This is a genomic window from Thermomonas sp. (assembly GCF_029945965.1).
Lineage (GTDB): Bacteria > Pseudomonadota > Gammaproteobacteria > Xanthomonadales > Xanthomonadaceae > Thermomonas.
Genome location: NZ_JAQSDO010000006.1, coordinates 278,790 through 297,762 on the forward strand (window position 1 = coordinate 278,790; position 18,973 = coordinate 297,762).

Sequence of the window (18,973 nt, forward strand, 5' to 3'; positions counted from 1 at the left end):
GCAAGGATCCCCAATGCCCAAGATCAAGACCAATCGCGGGGCTGCAAAGCGCTTCCGGAAGACCGCTTCCGGCAAGTACAAATGCGGCCACGCAAATCGAAGCCACATCCTCACCAAGAAAGCGACCAAGCGGAAGCGCAACCTCCGGCAGACGAACCATGTTCGTCCCGAGGACGCTGGCCGTCTGGATCGCATGCTTCCGTATTTGTGAGGAGATAGAAAATGGCACGAGTCAAACGTGGTGTAACGGCGCGCGCGCGCCACAAGAAAATCCTGAAGCAGGCCAAGGGCTACTACAACGCACGCCGCAAGGTGTTCCGCGTTGCCAAGCAGGCCGTTACCAAGGCCCTGCAATACGCCTACATCGGCCGCAAGCAGAAGAAGCGTCTTTTCCGCAACCTGTGGATCGCGCGCATCAATGCTGCGTCGCGGGCCAATGGCATCAACTACAGCCGTTTCATGAACGGCCTGTTGAAGGCGGGTATCACCCTGGACCGCAAGGTGCTGGCGGACATCGCCGTGCACGACGCGGCGGGCTTTACCGCCCTGACCGAGAAGGCCAAGGGCGCTTTGGCGGCGTAAGCCGTCACTCCACACCAGTTGTAGCGGCGGCTTAGGTCGCCATCACGTGGGGAAGGGCGCAAGTCCTTCCCCATGTTTGTTTTTGGACCAAGCGTTTTTGGGGTTGATGTTCATGGGGCTGGAATCCAGATGAGCGAAATCGAATCGTTGTCCACGCAGGCACTGGCCGACATCGCCGCGGCGCAGTCGCCCGATGCGCTGGAAGCCCTGCGTGTCAGCTTGCTCGGCAAAGCCGGCAGCATCACCGCGCAATTGAAGGCACTGGGCAGCTTGCCCGGCGACCAGCGCAAGGCCGCTGGCGAAGCCATCAACCGCGTCCGCGATGCAATCGGCGAAGCCTTGTCGGCACGCAAGCATGCGCTTGACGATGCCGCACTCGACGCACGCCTGGCTGGCGAGACCATCGATGTCACCCTGCCGGGTCGCAATGCGACACGCGGTGGCGTGCATCCGGTCAGTCGCACGTTGGAGCGGATCACCGAGATCTTCGGTCGGCTCGGCTATGAGTTGTCCGACGGCCCGGAGATCGAGGACGACTGGCACAATTTCGAGGCACTGAATTTTCCGCCGCATCATCCGGCGCGAGCGATGCATGACACCTTCTACTTTGGCGACGGTCACCTGCTGCGCACGCATACCTCCGGTGTGCAGGTGCGTTACATGCAGGACCTGCTGCAGGCGGGTGGACAGCCGGCGCTGCGGATGATCGCGGCCGGCAAGGTGTATCGCAGCGACAGCGACCAGACCCACACGCCGATGTTCCATCAGGTCGAAGGCCTGTTGGTCGACGAGCACGCCAGCTTCGCTGACCTCAAAGGGACGCTCACTGAATTCGTGCGTGCATTCTTCGAGCGCGATTTCGAGATGCGCTTCCGCCCGAGCTATTTTCCGTTCACCGAGCCATCCGCCGAAGTCGACATCGCCTGGCAACAGGCCGATGGCAGCACGCGCTGGCTGGAAGTGCTGGGCTGCGGCATGGTGCATCCGAACGTGCTGCGCAATGTCGGCATTGATCCCGAGAAATACACCGGCTTCGCGTTCGGGCTGGGTGTGGAACGCTTCGCGATGCTGCGCTACGGCGTGGATGACCTGCGTAGTTTTTTTGAAAACGATGTGCGCTTCCTGAGGCAGTTCGCATGAGGCACGTTGCATGAAGTTCCCTGAAAACTGGCTGCGCCAACACGTCAAGACATCCGCCACGCGCGATGAGCTCGCGGCGACGCTGACTGCCATTGGCTTGGAGGTCGAAGAGATGACCGTGCTCGGCGCGGCGCTGGACGGCGTCGTGGTCGCGCGCATCGTCGGATGTGCCAAGCACCCGCAGGCTGACAAGCTGCAGGTCTGCCAGGTCGATGCGGGGAGCGACAAGTTGCTGCAGGTCGTCTGCGGCGCACCGAACGCGCGTCCGGGCCTGGTTGCGCCGCTCGCGACCATCGGCACCCGGGTCGGCGAGTTGACGATCAAGGCGGCGACGCTGCGTGGCATCGACTCCAATGGCATGTTGTGTTCGACAAAGGAACTCGGCATCGATGCCGATGCATCCGGCCTGCTGGAACTGCCAGCGGATGCGCCAGTGGGCACGCCGTTGGCGGAGTATCTCGGGTTGCCGGATACAAGCTTCGAACTGAAACTGACCCCGAATCGCGCCGACTGTTTCAGCGTGCGCGGGATCGCGTTCGATGTTGCCGCTGCTACCGGTTGCGAAGTCGAGGCGCTGGACAGCGTGCCGATGCCGGCTTTACACCAGGCGACGCTGCCGGTCGAACTGAACGCAGGCAGCGATGCACCTCGCTATATCGGGCGGATCATCGAAGGGCTCGATGCCACGCTGAAGACGCCGCTATGGATGGCCGAACGCCTGCGCCGCAGCGGCGTGCGTCCGATCAGCCTGCTGGTCGATGTCACCCAGTACGTGATGCTGGAACTCGGGCAGCCGTTGCATGCCTTCGACCGCGACCTGCTCACGGGTCCGGTCGGCGTGCGTCGCGGACGCGCAGGCGAATCGTTGAAGTTGCTCGATGGTCGCGATGTCGTGGTTGATCCCGAATTCCTGCTGATCACCGACGCCGACCGTCCGGTCGCGCTTGCGGGCGTGATGGGCGGCTTCGATACGCGCGTCACCGACACGACCCGGAATGTGTTCCTCGAGGCCGCACACTTTGCGCCGTCGGCGATCATTGGCCGCAGTCGCAAACTGGGCATGCACACCGATGCGGCGCATCGGTTCGAGCGTGGCGTGGATCCGGAGTTGCCACGTATTGCGATCGAACATGCCTCGCGCCTGATAGTCGAGATCGCCGGCGGTGCGCCTGGTCCGGTGATCGAGGCTGTCCTGCCCGAATACCTGCCACAGCCGAGTCCGATCCAGTTGCGCCGCACACGGTTGGCCCGCGTGCTGGGGACGCAGGTTGCTGATGGCGAAGTAACGCGCATCCTCACCGCACTCGGATTGGATGTGGTCGTGCAGGCCGATGGCTGGATGGTCACGCCACCGGCACGTCGTTTTGATCTGGCGATCGAGGAAGACCTGATCGAGGAAGTCGCTCGCATCCATGGTTATGACGCGATCCCGGTGACGCTGCCAGGCGGTGGCACGCGCTTGGTGGCACCCAGCGTCGCTTCTGACGGACGAATGTCCGTTCAAACCCGGAGCAGCGAACACGACGCACGCCGGCAACTGGTCGCACGCGATTATCTGGAGGCGATCAATTACGCCTTCGTCGATGCCGCGCAGCTGGGCGAATGGACACTTGGCGGGCAGGGCGTGACGCTGGCCAATCCACTCAGTGCCGAACTCGGCGTAATGCGGCCTTCGTTGTTGCCGGGGCTGGTGGCAGCACTGGCTCGCAACGTCGCGCGCCAGCAATCGCGCGTGCGCCTGTTCGAAATCGGCAAGACCTTCGCCATGGCCGAAGTCGGTCAGGCGCCTCGCGAAACCTGCCGGATTGCCGCCGTGGCCTGTGGCAATACCACAGCCGAGCAATGGGGCGTGCCAGTGCACGCGCTGGATTTCCACGACATCAAGGGCGACCTCGACAGCCTGGCTGCGCTGTCTGGTGCGGTGCTCGACTATCGCGCATCCAGTGAAGCGTTCGCGCATCCCGGACGTTCCGCCGATGTTTATCGCCTGGACGAAGCCGGCGGCGACGTGCGCATCGGTTGGATCGGTCAGGTGCATCCGCGCCTGCAGCGGGCACTCGGGATCGATGTCGATGTGCTTGCCTTCGAACTCGATCTTGACCTGTTGCTCGCCCGCGACCTGCCACGCGCAGGTGCGATGTCGAAGTATCCGTCCGTCCGCCGGGACCTCGCGTTCGTCGTCGCGGAATCGGTGTCCTGGGAGGCCATGCAGACGACTGTCAGGCAGGCTGCGGGGCACTCACTGCGCGAGTTGCGGCTGTTCGACCGCTATGCCGGGAAGGGCGTGGAAAACGGATTCAAGAGTCTCGCTATGGGCTTGATTTTGCAGGATGAAACGCGCACCCTGATAGACCGCGATGTGGAGGCGGTGGTGGCCGAAGTGGTCGCCGCGCTGGAACAGGAACACGGAGCGGCCATCCGGCGCTGAAGGGGACAGCAATGGCGTTGACCAAGGCGGAAATGGCGGAACGTCTGTACGAGGACGTTGGCCTGAACAAGCGTGAGGCGAAGGAATTCGTCGACGCATTCTTCAATGCATTGCGCGAGGCGCTGGAGCATGGACGGCAGGTCAAGCTGTCAGGCTTCGGCAACTTCGACCTGCGCCGCAAGAACCAGCGGCCTGGCCGCAACCCGAAGACCGGTCAGGAAATCCCGATTTCCGCACGCACCGTGGTGACCTTCCGACCCGGTCAGAAATTGAAGGAACGCGTGGAAGCTTTCGGCGGAGTCCACCATGCTTGATCCGGGCAGTAACCGCGAACTTCCGCCGATCCCGGCCAAGCGCTATTTCACCATCGGTGAAGTGAGCGAGCTCTGCGACGTCAAGCCACACGTGCTGCGTTACTGGGAAACCGAGTTCCCGAGCCTGGAGCCGGCCAAGCGTCGCGGCAATCGGCGCTACTACCAGCGCCATGACGTGCTGATGGTGCGGCAGATCCGCAGCCTGCTGTACGAACAGGGCTACACGATTGGTGGTGCGCGCCTGCGCCTTGAAGGCGACGGAGCAAAGCAGGAATCGGCATTGAGCAACCAGATCGCCAAGCAGGTGCGGATGGAGCTGGAAGAAGTCCTGCAACTGCTGCGTCGCTGAGTTGCCGGGCAGGCTATAATTCCCCGCCTGTCATCGGGGTATAGCGCAGCCTGGTAGCGCACTTGTCTGGGGGACAAGTGGTCGTCGGTTCAAATCCGGCTACCCCGACCAAATCAGAAACAACAACGCCCGGCAAGCCGGGCGTTGTTGTTTCTGGAAATCGGTACGCGGTTCAGTGTGCGGTCGAACTTCATTGCGTGCGTGCAGTCACACTGCGGCACTTGTCTCTGCCCATTGGGAATTCGGATGCGACGCATGTTGATGCTGGGATTGTGTTTGGCATTGGTGTCACCTGTTCATGCACAGCAAGTGCAGTCGCCGCCGGTCGACGCCAATCCGGCGATACCCGTTGCAACGGGTGTGGGAGCCGATGGCATCCGAACCGAAGAAACCGTCATCGTCATCGGCGAGCAGCCTGGCCCGGGTCTGTGGCTGGTGCGCAAGGGTGGTCACGACCTGTGGATCCTGGGGACGCTGAATCCGTTGCCGGCGAAGATGCAGTGGCAGTCGAAGCAGGTCGAAGACGTCATCGCCAACGCACAGGAGGTGATTCGCCCGCCGTCGGTGCAGTTAGGGGTCAAGGTCGGCTTCTTCAAGTCGCTGACGCTGCTGCCTTCATTGCTGGGTGTACGCAAGAACCCGGACGACAAGACACTTGAACAGGTAGTGTCGCCGCAGTCCTATGCGCGCTGGAAGGCACTGAAAACGCGCTACATCGGTAGTGATCGCGGTATCGAAAAGTGGCGGCCGATGTTCGCGGCACTAGAGCTCTACAACGATGCGATGAAGAAGTCCGGCTTGGAGAACGGAAAATCCGTCTGGCCGACGATTAACAGGGCGATCGAAGCCCACCACCCCAGCGTCACGATGGTGAAGGAGGAGATCGTGGTCACCGATCCGAAACCTCTCGTCAAAGAGTTCAAGCGGACCACGCTGGACGACCTTGCCTGCTTCGACAACACAATGACCCAGATTGAAACCGATCTCGATGCCATGCGGTTGCGCGCGAACGCATGGGCGACCGGCGACATGGCCGCCTTGCAGGCGCTGCCACCGCCCTACCAGTGGGAAGCGTGCAGCAGTGCGATTACCGAGGCCGGCATCGGCAAGCGACTGGGTTTCGGCGACGCGCAAAAGAAGGTGGGGGCGAAGTGGATGGCTGCCGCAGAGGCTGCCCTGGACAAGAATGCGGTGACGTTCGCTACCCTCGACATGAAGGACATGCTTGGCCCGAATGGCTACCTGGCCAAGCTCAAGGCCAAGGGCTACATGGTGCTGGCGCCTGACGAATAAGCAGTGAGATCAACGCGCCGCTGTGCGAGCCTGTTCTGCAGCATGCGCCTGCGGCCAGCGCGCAAGAACCGCGGCGCGAATACCGTCGACATCCAGCCCCGCCTCGGCCAGCAGGTCCTCGCGGCTGGCGTGATGCTGGAATGCATCCGGCAGGCCCAGGTGCAGGATCGGCAAGGTAATCCCGGCATCGCTGAGCAGTTCGGCGATGCCTGATCCGGCGCCACCGGCCACGACGTTGTCTTCCAGCGTAACGAAGGCCGCGTGCGATTGCGCAAGTTCCAGCAATAGCGCGCGATCCAGCGGCTTCACGAAGCGCATGTTGACAATGCTCAGGCCAAGTTCGGCGGCAACGGTTTCAGCCGCCGGCACCAGTGCGCCGAAGGCGAGCAGGGCGATGCGTGAACCCTTGCGGCGTAGCTCGGCTTTGCCAATCGGCAGCGTATCTAGCGATGTCTCGATAGCCACGCCAGGACCGGTGCCACGGGGATAGCGCACCGCAGCTGGGCCGACGTGCTTGAAGCCAGTGGTCAGAAGCTTGCGGCATTCGTTCTCGTCGGCGGGCGCCATCACCACCATGTTCGGCACGCAGCGCAGGTAACTGAGATCCAGGTTGCCGGCATGGGTTGCGCCATCCGGGCCAACCACGCCGCCGCGGTCGATCGCGAACAACACGTCGAGCTTCTGGATCGCGACGTCATGCACCAGCTGGTCGTAGCCGCGTTGCAGGAAGGTCGAATAGATCGCGACCACGGGTTTGGCACCTTCGCAGGCCATGCCCGCCGCAAGCGTCACCGCATGTTGCTCGGCGATGGCGACATCGAAATAGCGTTGAGGGTATTCCTTGCTGAAGCGGACCAGGCCCGAGCCTTCGCGCATCGCCGGGGTAATCACGAGCAACTTGTCGTCGGCTGCGGCCATGTCACACAGCCAGTCGCCGAACACGTCGGTATAGGTCGGCTTCTTCGCGCCGGGCTTGCTGACCAGGCCTTTTGCGGGATCAAACGGCGACACCGCGTGGTAGCCGATCTGGTCGCCTTCGGCGAGTTCGTAGCCCTTGCCCTTGGTGGTGATGACATGCAGTAGTTGCGGACCCTTCATGCCTTTCAGCGTGGTCAGTACGTTGAGCAGCGCTTCGGTGTCGTGGCCATCGATCGGGCCGGTGTAGTGGAAGCCCATTTCCTCGAACAGGGTGGATGGCACGAACATGCCTTTCCAGTGTTCCTCCCAGCGCCGCACGAAGCGCGCTGTGCCGCTGCTGCGCTTGTCACCGAGGATTTTCTTGCCGCCTTCGCGCAACGCATTCAGCGTCTTGCTGCCGGTCATCCGGCCAAGCATGCGGGTGAGTCCACCGACCGCTTCGCTGATCGACATCCGGTTGTCGTTGAGGATCACCAACAGGTTGGGTTCCTCGTCCATGCCGCCGGCGTGGTTGAGCGCCTCGTAGACCATGCCTGCGGTCATCGCGCCATCGCCAATCACCGCCACGACCTTGCGCTCGTTGCCGGCGCGGGCATTGGCAATGGCCATGCCGAGCGCGGCCGAGACTGAGGTCGAGGAATGGCCGACGCCGAAGGTATCGAATTCACTTTCCTCGCGCTTCGGGAACGGCGCGACGCCGTCCTTCTGCTTGACCGTATGGATGCGGTCGCGTCGGCCGGTGAGGATCTTGTGCGGGTAACACTGGTGGCCGACATCCCAGACGATGCGGTCGTCCGGAGTGTTGTACAGGTAGTGCAGCACCGTGGTCAGCTCGACCACCCCGAGGCCGGCACCGAAGTGTCCGCCCGACTTGCCGACCGATTCGATCAGGTAGGCGCGCAGTTCGTCGGCGATCACGCGTAGTTCGCTCGCATCGAAGCCACGCAGGTCGGCGGGGCTGTCGATCTTCGATAGCCGGGGGTAACGGGTTGCATCGATCATCCCGCTATTGTCGCGCCGGGGGCCGATGTGGGCAATGAAGACGGCGAGCTGTTGAAAACAAAGGCCAGGACATGCCGGGCAGCGAGTTGTTCAAAAGAAAGGCCCGGACAATCCGGGCCTCTGTTGCAACCACGCGGGGGAGGTGCGCTGGTGCTGAATTACCAGATCACCACGCGGCTGTCGTCCGGGCGGACCATCGCGTCGCCAGCCTTGCAGCTGAATGCGGCGGCGAAGGCGGGCAGGTTGGACGGGGTACCGATCGCGCGGAAATTCGCCGGGGCGTGCGGATCGGTGTTCAGGCGCACCTTGAGCTCGTCCGGGGTGAAGTTGCGGCGCCACACGGTGGCCCAATTCAAGAAGAAGCGTTGGTTCTCGGTGTAGCCGTCGACCTTGTCGTCGCCTGACTTGCCGGCATCGGCCAATGCTTTCTGCAGTGCGTCGTAGGACACGGTCAGGCCGCCAAGGTCGGCGATGTTCTCGCCCAAGGTCAACTCGCCCTTTACATGGATGCCGTCAATCGCCTCGTAGCCGTCGAACTGCTTGACCAGTTTGGCGGTGCGCTCCTTGAAGCCCTTGGTGTCGCTGTCCGTCCACCAGTTGTTGAAGTTGCCCTTGGCGTCGAACTGGCTGCCCTGGTCGTCGTAGCCATGCATCATCTCGTGGCCAATCACCGCGCCGATGCCGCCATAGTTCAGCGCCGGATCGGCCTTCGGATCGAAGAACGGCGGCTGCAGGATCGCGGCCGGGAACACGATCTCGTTCATCAGTGGGTTGTAATAGGCATTCACCGTCTGCGGGGTCATGCCCCATTCGGTGCGATCAACCGGCTTGCCGATCTTGCCCATTTCGAAGGCATGGTTGAACTTGGATGCGGCCAGCACGTTCTGCACGTAGCCATCGCGGCTGGTGGCCAGGCCGTCCCAGCTGCGCCACTTGTCCGGATAGCCGATCTTGGGCTTGAAGCTGGCCCACTTCTCCATTGCCTTGGCCTTGGTCTCCGGGCTCATCCAGTCGAGCTTCTCCAGCCGCACCTTGAGGGCGTCGCGCAGATTGCCGACCAGCTTCTCCATGGCCGCCTTGGATTCAGCCGGAAAATATTCCTTCACGTACAGCTGGCCCAGTGCTTCGCCGCTGCTGCCTTCCACGGTGTCCAGTACGCGCTTCCAGCGAGCCTTCTGTTCCTTCTGGCCGCGCAGTGTTTTCGAGTAGAAATCAAAGCGCTCGTCGTTGAACTTCGACGGCAGGTACGGCGCCATGCCGTCGATCGCGCTGATCCGCAGGTAGGCTTGCCACTGCGCCACCGGCACGTCGGTCAGCATCTTGTTGAACTCGACGAAGAACTGCGGCTGCGACTGCGAGAAGTTCTCGATCTTCAGGCTGTTGGCCGCGAAGAATTGCGACCAGCTGAAGTTCGGCGAAGCCTTGTCGGCATCGGCCACGCTGACCAGGTGGTACTGCCGCTTCGGGTCGCGCAGTTCGATCCGCGAGAACGAAGCTTTGGCCAGGCGGGTCTCGAACGCCAACACGTCCTTGGCTTGCTGCTGGGCGGCATCGGCGACGACGCCGGCGTTCTCAAGCTGCTTGGCGATGTGGGTGACGAAGGCTTCGCGGATGGTCTTGTACTTGCCGTCCGGGCCATCTTCCAGGTAGTAGGCCTTCTCCGGCAGCGAAAGCCCGCTCTGGTCGGTATAGGCGATCACCATGTCGGAGTTCTTGAAGTCGGCCTGGGGGTAGAAGTTGAAAACCTCGCCACGCCCGGCGGCGAATTCATCGCGCAGGTAGCCGCCGATATCGGCCGGGGTCTTCAGTGCGTCGATGCGATCCAGCATGGGCTTGAGCGGGGTGATGCCAGCGGCTTCGATCGCGGCATCGTCCATGCCGGTGGCGTAGATGTCGCCTACGAGTTTCTCGAGCCCGCCGGCCTCTTTCTTCGCTGCAGCGGTTTCGACCAGCGCCTTGCTGGCGGCCTCGGAACGTTCGTCCAGCATCTCGAAACTGCCCCAGGCGGTCTTGTCGCCCGGCACCGGATTGGCGGCCAGCCATTTGCTGTTCACGAAATCGCCAAGGTTGGTGCAGGCGTTCTTGCTGGTGTCCAGATCGCTGATCTTGAAGCCGGCGAGCGGTGGCAGTTCGGCCTTCGGCGCAGGCGCATCGGCGGCTGGCGCCTTGTTGCCGGTGCAGGCGGACAGGGCGGTGGCGATGGCAAGCGACAACAGCAGGGTGTTGGGTGTCTTCACGGAATACGGCTCCAGTGACGGGAAAGGATGAAAAACGTGCGGCGCTCGGATGCGCGGCAACAGAACACTGTAGCCGCTCGGTGTGGTTTTGGCGGGTGCCGGAGGTCACCGCTGGCAGGCGTACCTGCCTTGGCCATGAACAAACAAGGCCCGGTTCAACCGGGCCTTGTCGTTTCAGGTGGGGCCACGGGGCCGGGCGCCAAATGGTTTACCAGATCACGACCTGCTGATCGCCACCACGCATCATCGCGTCACCGGCTTTGCACTGGAACGCGGCGGCGAAGGCGGGCAGGTTGGCTGGTGCACCAACCGCCCGGAACTGCGGTGGCGCATGTTCGTTCGACGCCACAATCAGCTTGGTCACGTCCGGCGTCATCTGTGAACGCCAGCTGGTGCCGAAGTTGAGGAAGAAGCGCTGATCGCGGCTCAAGCCGTCGGTCTTCGGATCGGGCGTGCCTGCAGTCGCCAGGTTCATCGCATCGTAGGCCGTCGCCAGGCCGCCAAGGTCGGCGATGTTCTCGCCCAAGGTGTGCTTGCCGTTGACGTGCAGGCCCGGCATCGCCTCGTAGGCGTCGAACTGCTTGACCAGCTTGTCGGTGCGCGAGGCGAAGCCCTTTGCGTCGGCGGGCGTCCACCAGTTCTCGAAATTGCCAGTGGGTCCGAAGCGGCTGCCCTGGTCATCGAAGCCGTGAGTCATTTCGTGGCCGATCACCGCACCGATCGAGCCGTAGTTCATCGACGCATCGGCGTTCGGATCAAAGAACGGCGGCTGCAGGATTGCGGCGGGGAAGGTGATCTGGTTTGCCAGCGGGTTGTAGTAGGCGTTGACCGTCTGCGGCGTCATGCCCCACTCGGTCTTGTCCACCGGCTTGCCGATCTTGCCCAGCGCCCACTTGTAGTTGAACGCAGATGCGGCCAGTGCGTTGCCGATGTAGCTGTCGCGCGAGGTCTGCAGGCCGGTGAAGTCGCGCCATTTATCCGGATAGCCGACGCGTGGCTCGAACGTGGCCAGCTTTTCCAATGCCTTCTTCTTGGTTTCGTCACTCATCCAGGCCAGGTTCTCGATGCGTGATTTCAGCGCGACGCCGAGATTCTTGACCAGTGACTCCATCTTGGCCTTGGACTCCGCCGGGAATGCGACCTTGACGTACAACTGGCCCATGGCCTCGCCGGCGTTTTCCTCGATCGCACCCAACACGCGCTTCCAACGGGCCTTCTGTTCCTTCTGGCCGGCCATCGCCTGGTTGTGGAATGCGTAGTGCTCTTGCACGAAGGGCTCGCTCAGGTACGGTGAGGCGCCATCGACGGTGTGGTAGCGCAGGAACGCCTTCCAGGTGTCGGCTGGAACGTCCGCAATCATCTTGCTGGCCTCCGCATGGAAGTCGGGCATCGCCAGCGAGAACATCTTGGGTGTCTCGACGCCCTGCGCCTTGAAGAATTCTTCCCACGAGAAGTTCGGCGTCAACTTGTCGGCATCAGCCGGTGACACGGGGTTGTAGTACAGCGACACGTCGCGCGACATTTCCTCGCTGGATTTCGAGGCCTTGGCGAGACGAGTTTCGAATGCAATCACGGCGTCGGCCTGCTTGGCTGCGTCCTCGGCTTTCGCCCCGGACAGCTCCAGCACCTTGGCGATGTGGGCCTTGTAGGCATCCAGCTTGTCCTTCTTGTCGGCGTCGAAGTAGTAGCCCTTGTCGGGTAGTCCGAGCCCGCCCTGGGTTGCGTAGGCGATGCTCATCGACGAATTCTTGAAGTCGGCTTCGGGGCCAAATCCGAACAGGTCGTTCTCGCCGTCTGCCGCACTCGTGCGTAGGTAATTTGCGATGCTGGCAGCGTCAGTCACAGCGTCGATTTTCGCCAGCCGGTCGTTCAGCGGCGATATGCCTTGCGCATCGATCTTCTGCTGGTCCATGCCGGTTGCCCAGAAATCGCCGACGATCTTGTCGATGCCGGTGGCCTTGGCGTCCGCCGCGGATTGCTCGGCCAGTTGGTGCTGGATCGCGAGCGAACGCTCGGCCAGTACCGCGCCCGGACCCCAGCTGCTGCGGTCGGACGGGATCGGGTTGGCGGCGATCCACTTGTCGTTGACGTAACCGCCAAAGTCATTGCAGGCGTCCTTGCTCTTGTCCAGGTCGTCAGGCGAAAAATGGATCACCGACGGCAGTTTGGATTCGTCCAATGTGTATGCAGTGGGCGACGTGGCTTTTGCATCACCGGCCGCAGCAGGCGCGTCGGCGGGCTTGTTGCAGGCAGTCAGTGCTGCCGTGATGGCGAGCGACAGCAGCAGGGTCTTGGGCGTCTTCATCGATGGGACTCCGATTGATGTGGAAAAGGGATTCGGCTCAGCGTGCGGGGCTGAAGTGCGGATCGGTGATCTTCATTTCGGTCATCGGGCCGTAGGTTTTGATGACATCGCGGATCTTGGCGGCATCGCCGATCACCACCAGCACCTGGTCCTGGCTGGGCGCGAACACGCTGCGCGCATCGGCGATCTGTTCTGGCGTTGCCGCCGAGACCTTGCCCAGGTAGTCGTCGATGGTGTCGCGACGGTCGCCGTAAAGGCTCAGCTCGACCAGGCTACCGGCAAGCTGCGGAGCAGTTTCGAAATCAGGTGCGAACTGGCCGGCGATGTAGTGCTTGGCGGAGTCGATGGTAGCGGCATCCAGCCCCGCCGTGTGCAGGCCATCAAGCGTGGCCAGTGCAAGATCGATCGCCGCCTTGGTCGATTCGGTCTTGGTATAGCTGCTGATGCTCGATGCGCCCGGCGCGCGCGGTCGGTCGATTCGTGAATTGGCGCCGTAGCTCAGGCCCGACTTGATTCGAAGTTCGGTATTGATCATCGAGGTGAAGCGCCCGCCGAATGCGGTCTGCACCAGGTCTTGCGCAGCTTCTGCCGGGTCACCGTGTTGGCTGCCGATGTTGGCAAAGGTGAAGTAGGTCTGGGTCGCGCCGGGCTTGTCGACCAGCAGCACGCGGCGGCCGGTTTCCCGAGTCTTTGCGGCGATCTTTGGCAGGCTGCCGCTGGCCTTGGCCCAGCTGCCGAACGCCTGCTTGACCTGCGCGGTGACGGCCTTTGCGTCGAAATCACCGGCAATCGCAATGAGCAGCCGGTCGCCGCCCATCTGCTGCTGGCGGAAGGCTTGCAAGTCAGCCATCGAGATCGTGGCCAGGCTGGTTTCATCACCGCCAGTCGAACGCCCGTAGGGATGCTCGCGGAACAACCAGCCGCTTGTGTAGATGCCGATGAGCTGGCGCGGGTCGGAATCCTTGGCATTGGCGATGCCGTCGATCGCGCGCTTGCGCAGCTTGCCGAACTCGGCAGCGTCCATCTTGGGGCGCACCAATGCATCTGCCAGTAATGACAGCATCAGTCCGGCGTCCTTGGACAGGAACTCCGCATTGGCAGTGATCGCCTCGCGTGAACTCCCGAAGTCCAGACTGCCGCCAGCCCCGTCGACCGCTTGCGCGAATTCCAGTGCATTGCGGGTGCCAGCGCCCTTGGACAGCAACTCGCCGAGCAGGTCGGCGGTGCCTTCCTTGCCGGCGGCATCGGCCAGCGCGCCACCACGCACCGCAACCGAGGCAGCGACCAGTGGCACGTCCTTGCGTGGCATCAACAACACGGTAGCGCCGTTGTCCAGGGTCACGGTCTGAAAGTCGGGCAGGCGGATGTCGCCTGCGTTAGCGATACCGCTGAAGCCAAGCAACGCGACGACTGCGAAGGTGGCCGTACGAATCAATGCGTGGCGGCTCATTACTTGCCCTCCTTGGTTGCGACGGGCCGGGTAGCAGGTGGAGCCGTGACTGGTTTCAGTAGACCAGTCGTACGGTTCTGCACACGCAGGATCTGCTTCGCCAACGCCTGGACATCGGCGGCGGTGACTGCTTCGTATGCGGCGGGCGCATCGAACAATTGGCGGTAGTCGCCGTTGAACACTTCGTATGTGCCCAGCTCGCGCGCCTTGCCGTTGATCGTGGCCATGCCGCGCCAGAAAGCCGATGTCTTCAGGTTGCGCGCCTTGTCGAGTTCCGCGGCAGTGACGCCATCGCGGACGATCTTGCCGAGCTCGTCATCCAGCAACGCTTCGACCTTGGTCGTGTCCCGCGAAATGTCAGAGCTGGGCGGCAGCATCGCGTAAACCCATAGCAGGCCGGGGTCGAAGCCGCCGTCGGCGAACGCACCGGCTTGCACCGCGGCTTGTTCGCGTTCGACCAGGCGCTGGTTGAGCCGCGAGGACTCTCCCTCGGCCAGGATCGTGGTCAGTAGTTCAAGCGCCGGATAGCGCTTGTCGCCGGCGCCCATGCCGCTGTGGAACGCGTAGGCAACGATCGGCGACTGTGCATCGGCGCGTTCGACCACCAACCGACGTTCGCCCTGTTGCTCAGGTTCGATGGTGGTGATCGGCGTCGGCGTCGGTTGCATGGACAGCGGTGCCAGGTATTTATCCGCCATCGCGAACACCTGCGCCGGCTCGACATCGCCGGCAATTACCAGTACGGCGTTGTTCGGTGCGTAATAGGTCTTGAAGAACTGCTTGAGGTCATCAAGTTTCCAGCGCTCGATGTCGGACGGCCAGCCGATGGTCGGGATCTGGTACGGATGCGCAGTGAAAGCGGCCGCCTGCATCTGCTCCATCAGGGTGCCGAAGTTGTCGTTGTCCACGCTGGATCGGCGCTCGCTGTAGACCACGCCGCGTTCGGTTTCGATCACCTTCGGGTCGAACGCCAGATGCGCCATGCGGTCGCCTTCCAGGTCGAAGATCGTCTCCATCGCACTGGACGGGAACCAGTCGGTGTAGACGGTTAGGTCGCTGCTGGTACTGGCGTTGTTGCTGCCGCCGGCGGCCTCCATGGTGCGGTCGAATTCACCCGGCTTGCGGGTGCTGGTGCCGTTGAACATCATGTGTTCGAAGAAGTGCGCCAGGCCAGTAATGCCGGCGTGTTCATTGCGGCTGCCGACCTTGTAGAAGGTGTAGTAATTCGCGCTGGGGATGTCGTGGTCGGGCCACACCACGATCTTCAGCCCGTTGGCTAGCGTCTTGCTGACGATCGCATCGGCGCCCGGCACCTGGGTGGCGGTGGCCTTGGCAGGCGGCGTGGCAGCGTGGGCGATGACTGAGGTGCTACCCAGCGCTAGCGCGCAGGCAAGTGACAGCAGGCGCATGTGTATTTCCCTTAGACGTATCCGCGCCACCTTGCACGAAGCGCAGGTCGGCGTCACATGCCTAAAGTCGTGGCGCTGCTACGCTCGGCGCTTTCCCGCAGTTGGAGCAAAGACATGCGCTTGCATTTTCATGGTGCCGCAGGTGAGGTCACTGGTTCCATGCATCTGGTCGAAGCCGCTGGCAAGCCAGGCTCCAGCAAGAAAATTCTGCTCGACTGCGGAATGCGTCAGGGCAGCCGCGAGATGGAAGCCGGCAACGCCGATCCGTTTCCGTTCGACGTGGCATCGGTCGATGCCGTCGTGCTCAGCCACGCGCACATCGACCACATCGGCCGGGTACCGCTGCTGGTCAAGCGTGGTTACCGCGGGCCGATCTTTACCCAGCAGGCCTCGGCCGACCTGCTGCCGATCATGCTGATGGACGCCGCCTCGATCGCCGAGGGCGATGCCGAACGCTTCAACCGCAAACGGCGTGCCGGCGAGCGGGAGTTGGTGCCGCTGTATACCCGCGATGACGTGAAGTCGGTACTGGAGCAGGTGCAGCCGCTGGCCTACGAGACACGGACCACGATCCTGGAGGGAGTCGAGCTCAACCTTCTGGATGCCGGGCACATCCTTGGTTCCGCCATCGTGGAGTTGTGGGCCGATGGCAAGAAGCTGGTGTTTTCGGGTGACCTCGGCCCGAATGGCACGCCAATCCTGCGCGATCCAACTCCCGTGAGCGAGGCCGACCTGGTGCTGATGGAATCAACGTATGGCGATCGTAATCACAAGGATCGCGCCGAGACCATCGTCGAACTGGGCGGCATCCTGGATGCCGCCTGGCGCGATGGCGGCAATGTGTTGATCCCGGCGTTCGCGGTCGGTCGCACGCAAGAACTCATGTACTGGTTCGCACGCCATTGGGACGATTGGCAACTGTCGCGCTGGAAAATCTTCCTGGACAGTCCGATGGCGGGCAAGGTGGTCGAGGTCTATGACCGCCACCATGACCTGTTCGATGCCGAGGCGCAGGAAATATGGCGTGGTACCCCGAACCCATTCCGCCTGCCAAACCTGCATACGACCGCGAGTACCGAGGAGTCGATGGCGATCAACCGCATCGAACATGGCGCGATCATCATCGCCGGTAGTGGCATGGCCAGTGGCGGACGCATCCTGCACCACCTCATCCAGAACCTCGGCCGGCGTGCAGCCCATGTCGTGTTCGTCGGCTACCAGGGCAACGGGACGCTTGGTCGGCGCTTGGTCGATGGGGCCCGCTGGGTGCGGATCCACCAGCGCGATATCCGGGTGAATGCGCAGGTCCATACCGTTGGCGGCTTGTCCGCACATGCTGACCAAAACGGTTTGATGGAATGGTTCGGTAATTTCCAACCGAAGCCCGCGCTGGTGCTGGTGCATGGCGAAGACAAGGCCCGCGAAGCATTGGCGGGTGAGATCGGAGAGCGCGATGGGGTTGATGTCACACTGGCGCGGCCAGGCATGACACTCGACGTCTGATGGGTTTGTCGCGCCGCACCGCGACCCGGGAGAGTCGCGGCGATCCCTCAGCGCCGCCTACCACCTGTCGCCATCGATGACAGCAACAGCAAGCCACCGACGAAACCGACGTTCTTCATGAAATGCAGCAGCTGGGCGGCCTGCTCGGCGCCGCCGAATTTCCAGAACGGGTGCGACATCACTGCATCGACCACCAGCAATGCAGCGGCGAGCAGGGCGACCATGCGCAGTCTCCAGCCGGAGGCCAAGGCCAGGCCGATCACGAATTCGATCGCGCTGAACACCATGGTGCCGTTTGCAATCGGCGCGCCATGCATGGCCTGCCACAGGCGATAGCCACCCATTACCAGGAACACGCTGGCCATCAATAGTTGGGCGATGCGGGCTTCGGGCTTCATGTGGTCATCCTGTTCGAACTGGTGCCTAGGGTGGCATGGTCATGGGTGTCAAAAAAGAGTCATGCGTCCCAGAGGTCGCCCAAAGATGCGCATTCAGCTTGATTCGCGTATGATGCCGCTCATTCTGCGCACGGCTGATCGTTTTCCCGGTCACGCCTGCCGCCCCGGCGGCCAGCTTCTCCCACACGCCTTTCGTCGCGCAGACACGGCACCGGAACTCCGGCGTCGTGCCATCGTCGACTCGCAGCGCGGTTACAGGGAAACGCTCGGGTTCGTCCACGCCTTTCGCGTGGGAATTACACCGGAGTCATCTTCAATGTCGTTTGAAACCCTCGGGCTTGCGCCCGCGTTGCTGCGCGCGCTTGCCGAAAACAATTACATCACCCCCACCCCGATCCAGGCCGAAGCGATTCCGCTGGTACTGGCCGGGCATGACGTGCTGGGCGGCGCCCAGACCGGTACCGGCAAGACCGCGGCGTTCGCGCTGCCGGTCCTGACCCGCCTGTCCAAGACCACCCCGCCGGCCGGCCCGCGCAAGCCGCGCGCGCTGGTGCTGGTGCCGACCCGCGAGCTGGCGGTGCAGGTCGCCGAAAGCTTCAAGACTTACGGTCGCCACTTGAAACTCAATGTGACCACGCTGTTTGGCGGCGTCGGCATGCAGCCGCAGATCGACCAGCTGCGTCGCGGCGTGGACGTGCTGGTGGCCTGCCCGGGCCGTTTGATTGATCACCTGGATCGCGGCAGCGTCAAGCTCGACGGCGTTGAAGTGCTGATCCTGGACGAAGCCGACCGCATGCTCGACATGGGCTTCCTGCCGGCGATCAAGCGCCTGCTCAACCGCCTGCCCAAGCAGCGCCAGACCCTGCTGTTCTCGGCCACGTTCGAAGCGCAGATCAAGCAGCTCGCACTTGAGTTCATGAACAACCCGCAGCAGGTGCAGGTCGCGACGCAAAACATGATCGCGCAGACCATCACCCACACCGCGCATCCGGTCGATGGCTCGCGCAAGCGTGACCTGCTGATCAAGATCCTGTCGGATCGCCACACAGACCGGGTGCTGGTGTTCGGCAAGACCAAGCATGGTTGCAATCGCCTGGCCGAACAGCTGGAAGAAGCCGGCCTGCCGGCAGTTGCGATCCACGGCAACAAGAGCCAGGCCGCACGCCAGAAAGCCCTGCGTGACTTCAAGTCGGGCAAGGCACGGATCATGGTTGCCACCGACGTCGCCGCGCGCGGCCTGGACATCCCGGACCTGCCGCTCGTCATCAACCACGACCTGCCGATGGTCGCCGAGGATTACGTGCACCGCATCGGCCGTACCGGACGCAACGGCGTGCAGGGCGAAGCACTGACCCTGGTGTCGCCGGAAGAGGGTGGCTTGTTGCGGCAAATCCAGCGCCTGCTGAAGGTCGAGCTGGTGATGGACGTGGTGCCGGGCTTCGCGCCCAGCAAGCCGATCCGCCTGGACACCCCTATCCCGAAGAACGGCGGTGGCGGTGGCCAGCGTTCGCCAGGACGTCCGGGTGCTGCCCCGCGTCCGCATGCACGCCCGGCCGCTCGCCCCGGCCATGCCGGTCCGAAGCAACATCGCCCCACCGGCCAAGGTGCCTACGCCGGCAAGCGCGGTTCGCGCGCCTGATTGCAA

General features: G+C 62.9%; 15 protein-coding genes and 1 tRNA gene. 10 read left to right on the forward strand and 6 right to left on the reverse strand.

Features of this window, described 5'->3' with window-relative positions; genetic code table 11:
- Window positions 1-13 precede the first annotated feature (13 nt).
- From rpmI to PSV05_RS02655, 8 genes are all read left to right on the forward strand, one after another.
- Window positions 14-211, forward strand: coding sequence for a 50S ribosomal protein L35 (gene rpmI / locus PSV05_RS02620; RefSeq protein ID WP_300060998.1), 198 nt, complete (start codon window positions 14-16; stop codon window positions 209-211).
- An 11-nt stretch (window positions 212-222) separates the two neighbouring features.
- Window positions 223-582: a 50S ribosomal protein L20 gene (rplT, locus tag PSV05_RS02625; protein WP_300061001.1), complete on the forward strand. Its 360-nt coding sequence runs from the start codon at window positions 223-225 to the stop codon at window positions 580-582.
- Window positions 583-711: 129 nt separating this feature from the next.
- Window positions 712-1,722: a phenylalanine--tRNA ligase subunit alpha gene (pheS, locus tag PSV05_RS02630; RefSeq protein WP_300061004.1), complete on the forward strand. Its 1,011-nt coding sequence runs from the start codon at window positions 712-714 to the stop codon at window positions 1,720-1,722.
- Between the two features lie 10 nt (window positions 1,723-1,732).
- Window positions 1,733-4,150: a phenylalanine--tRNA ligase subunit beta gene (gene pheT, locus PSV05_RS02635; RefSeq protein WP_300061007.1), complete on the forward strand. Its 2,418-nt coding sequence runs from the start codon at window positions 1,733-1,735 to the stop codon at window positions 4,148-4,150.
- Window positions 4,151-4,161: 11 nt separating this feature from the next.
- Window positions 4,162-4,464 (forward strand): integration host factor subunit alpha, encoded by a 303-nt coding sequence (locus PSV05_RS02640; protein WP_300061010.1) that lies wholly within the window; start codon window positions 4,162-4,164, stop codon window positions 4,462-4,464.
- A complete protein-coding gene (locus PSV05_RS02645) occupies window positions 4,457-4,813 on the forward strand; it encodes a MerR family transcriptional regulator (protein ID WP_300061012.1) in 357 nt (118 codons plus the stop codon). The genes PSV05_RS02640 and PSV05_RS02645 overlap by 8 nt, the downstream gene beginning before the upstream one ends.
- Before the next feature lie 34 nt (window positions 4,814-4,847).
- A tRNA-Pro gene (locus tag PSV05_RS02650) sits at window positions 4,848-4,924 on the forward strand.
- A 135-nt stretch (window positions 4,925-5,059) separates the two neighbouring features.
- Window positions 5,060-6,106, forward strand: coding sequence for a TraB/GumN family protein (locus PSV05_RS02655; protein WP_300061015.1), 1,047 nt, complete (start codon window positions 5,060-5,062; stop codon window positions 6,104-6,106).
- Between the two features lie 9 nt (window positions 6,107-6,115).
- On the opposite strand, the gene dxs is transcribed toward PSV05_RS02655, so the two are convergent.
- The 5 genes from dxs to PSV05_RS02680 all read right to left on the reverse strand — a co-directional run bounded on the left by dxs (window position 6,116) and on the right by PSV05_RS02680 (window position 15,427).
- Window positions 6,116-8,026 carry a 1-deoxy-D-xylulose-5-phosphate synthase gene (dxs, locus tag PSV05_RS02660; RefSeq protein ID WP_300061018.1) on the reverse strand — a complete coding sequence of 637 codons (1,911 nt, stop codon included), beginning with the start codon at window positions 8,024-8,026 and terminating at the stop codon, window positions 6,116-6,118.
- A 158-nt stretch (window positions 8,027-8,184) separates the two neighbouring features.
- Window positions 8,185-10,263 carry a M13-type metalloendopeptidase gene (locus PSV05_RS02665; protein ID WP_300061020.1) on the reverse strand — a complete coding sequence of 693 codons (2,079 nt, stop codon included), beginning with the start codon at window positions 10,261-10,263 and terminating at the stop codon, window positions 8,185-8,187.
- Window positions 10,264-10,471: 208 nt separating this feature from the next.
- On the reverse strand, window positions 10,472-12,568 hold the full coding sequence (locus PSV05_RS02670; RefSeq protein WP_300061023.1) for a M13-type metalloendopeptidase: 2,097 nt from the start codon (window positions 12,566-12,568) through the stop codon (window positions 10,472-10,474).
- A gap of 37 nt (window positions 12,569-12,605) precedes the next feature.
- Window positions 12,606-14,018, reverse strand: a complete 1,413-nt coding sequence (locus PSV05_RS02675; protein ID WP_300061026.1) for a pitrilysin family protein — start codon at window positions 14,016-14,018, stop codon at window positions 12,606-12,608.
- Window positions 14,018-15,427, reverse strand: a complete 1,410-nt coding sequence (locus tag PSV05_RS02680) for a pitrilysin family protein (protein WP_300061029.1) — start codon at window positions 15,425-15,427, stop codon at window positions 14,018-14,020. The genes PSV05_RS02675 and PSV05_RS02680 overlap by 1 nt, the downstream gene beginning before the upstream one ends.
- Before the next feature lie 114 nt (window positions 15,428-15,541).
- Here PSV05_RS02680 and PSV05_RS02685 point away from each other — a divergent pair, with 114 nt between their 5' ends.
- Window positions 15,542-16,930, forward strand: coding sequence for an MBL fold metallo-hydrolase (locus PSV05_RS02685; protein WP_300061034.1), 1,389 nt, complete (start codon window positions 15,542-15,544; stop codon window positions 16,928-16,930).
- Window positions 16,931-16,977: 47 nt separating this feature from the next.
- On the opposite strand, the gene PSV05_RS02690 is transcribed toward PSV05_RS02685, so the two are convergent.
- Window positions 16,978-17,328, reverse strand: a complete 351-nt coding sequence (locus PSV05_RS02690) for a hypothetical protein (RefSeq protein WP_300061037.1) — start codon at window positions 17,326-17,328, stop codon at window positions 16,978-16,980.
- A gap of 316 nt (window positions 17,329-17,644) precedes the next feature.
- Between PSV05_RS02690 and PSV05_RS02695 the strand changes: the two genes are divergently transcribed.
- The gene (locus PSV05_RS02695) at window positions 17,645-18,967 is read left to right on the forward strand and encodes a DEAD/DEAH box helicase (RefSeq protein WP_300061040.1); all 1,323 of its coding nucleotides are present in this window, start codon (window positions 17,645-17,647) and stop codon (window positions 18,965-18,967) included.
- Window positions 18,968-18,973: the final 6 nt, after the last annotated feature.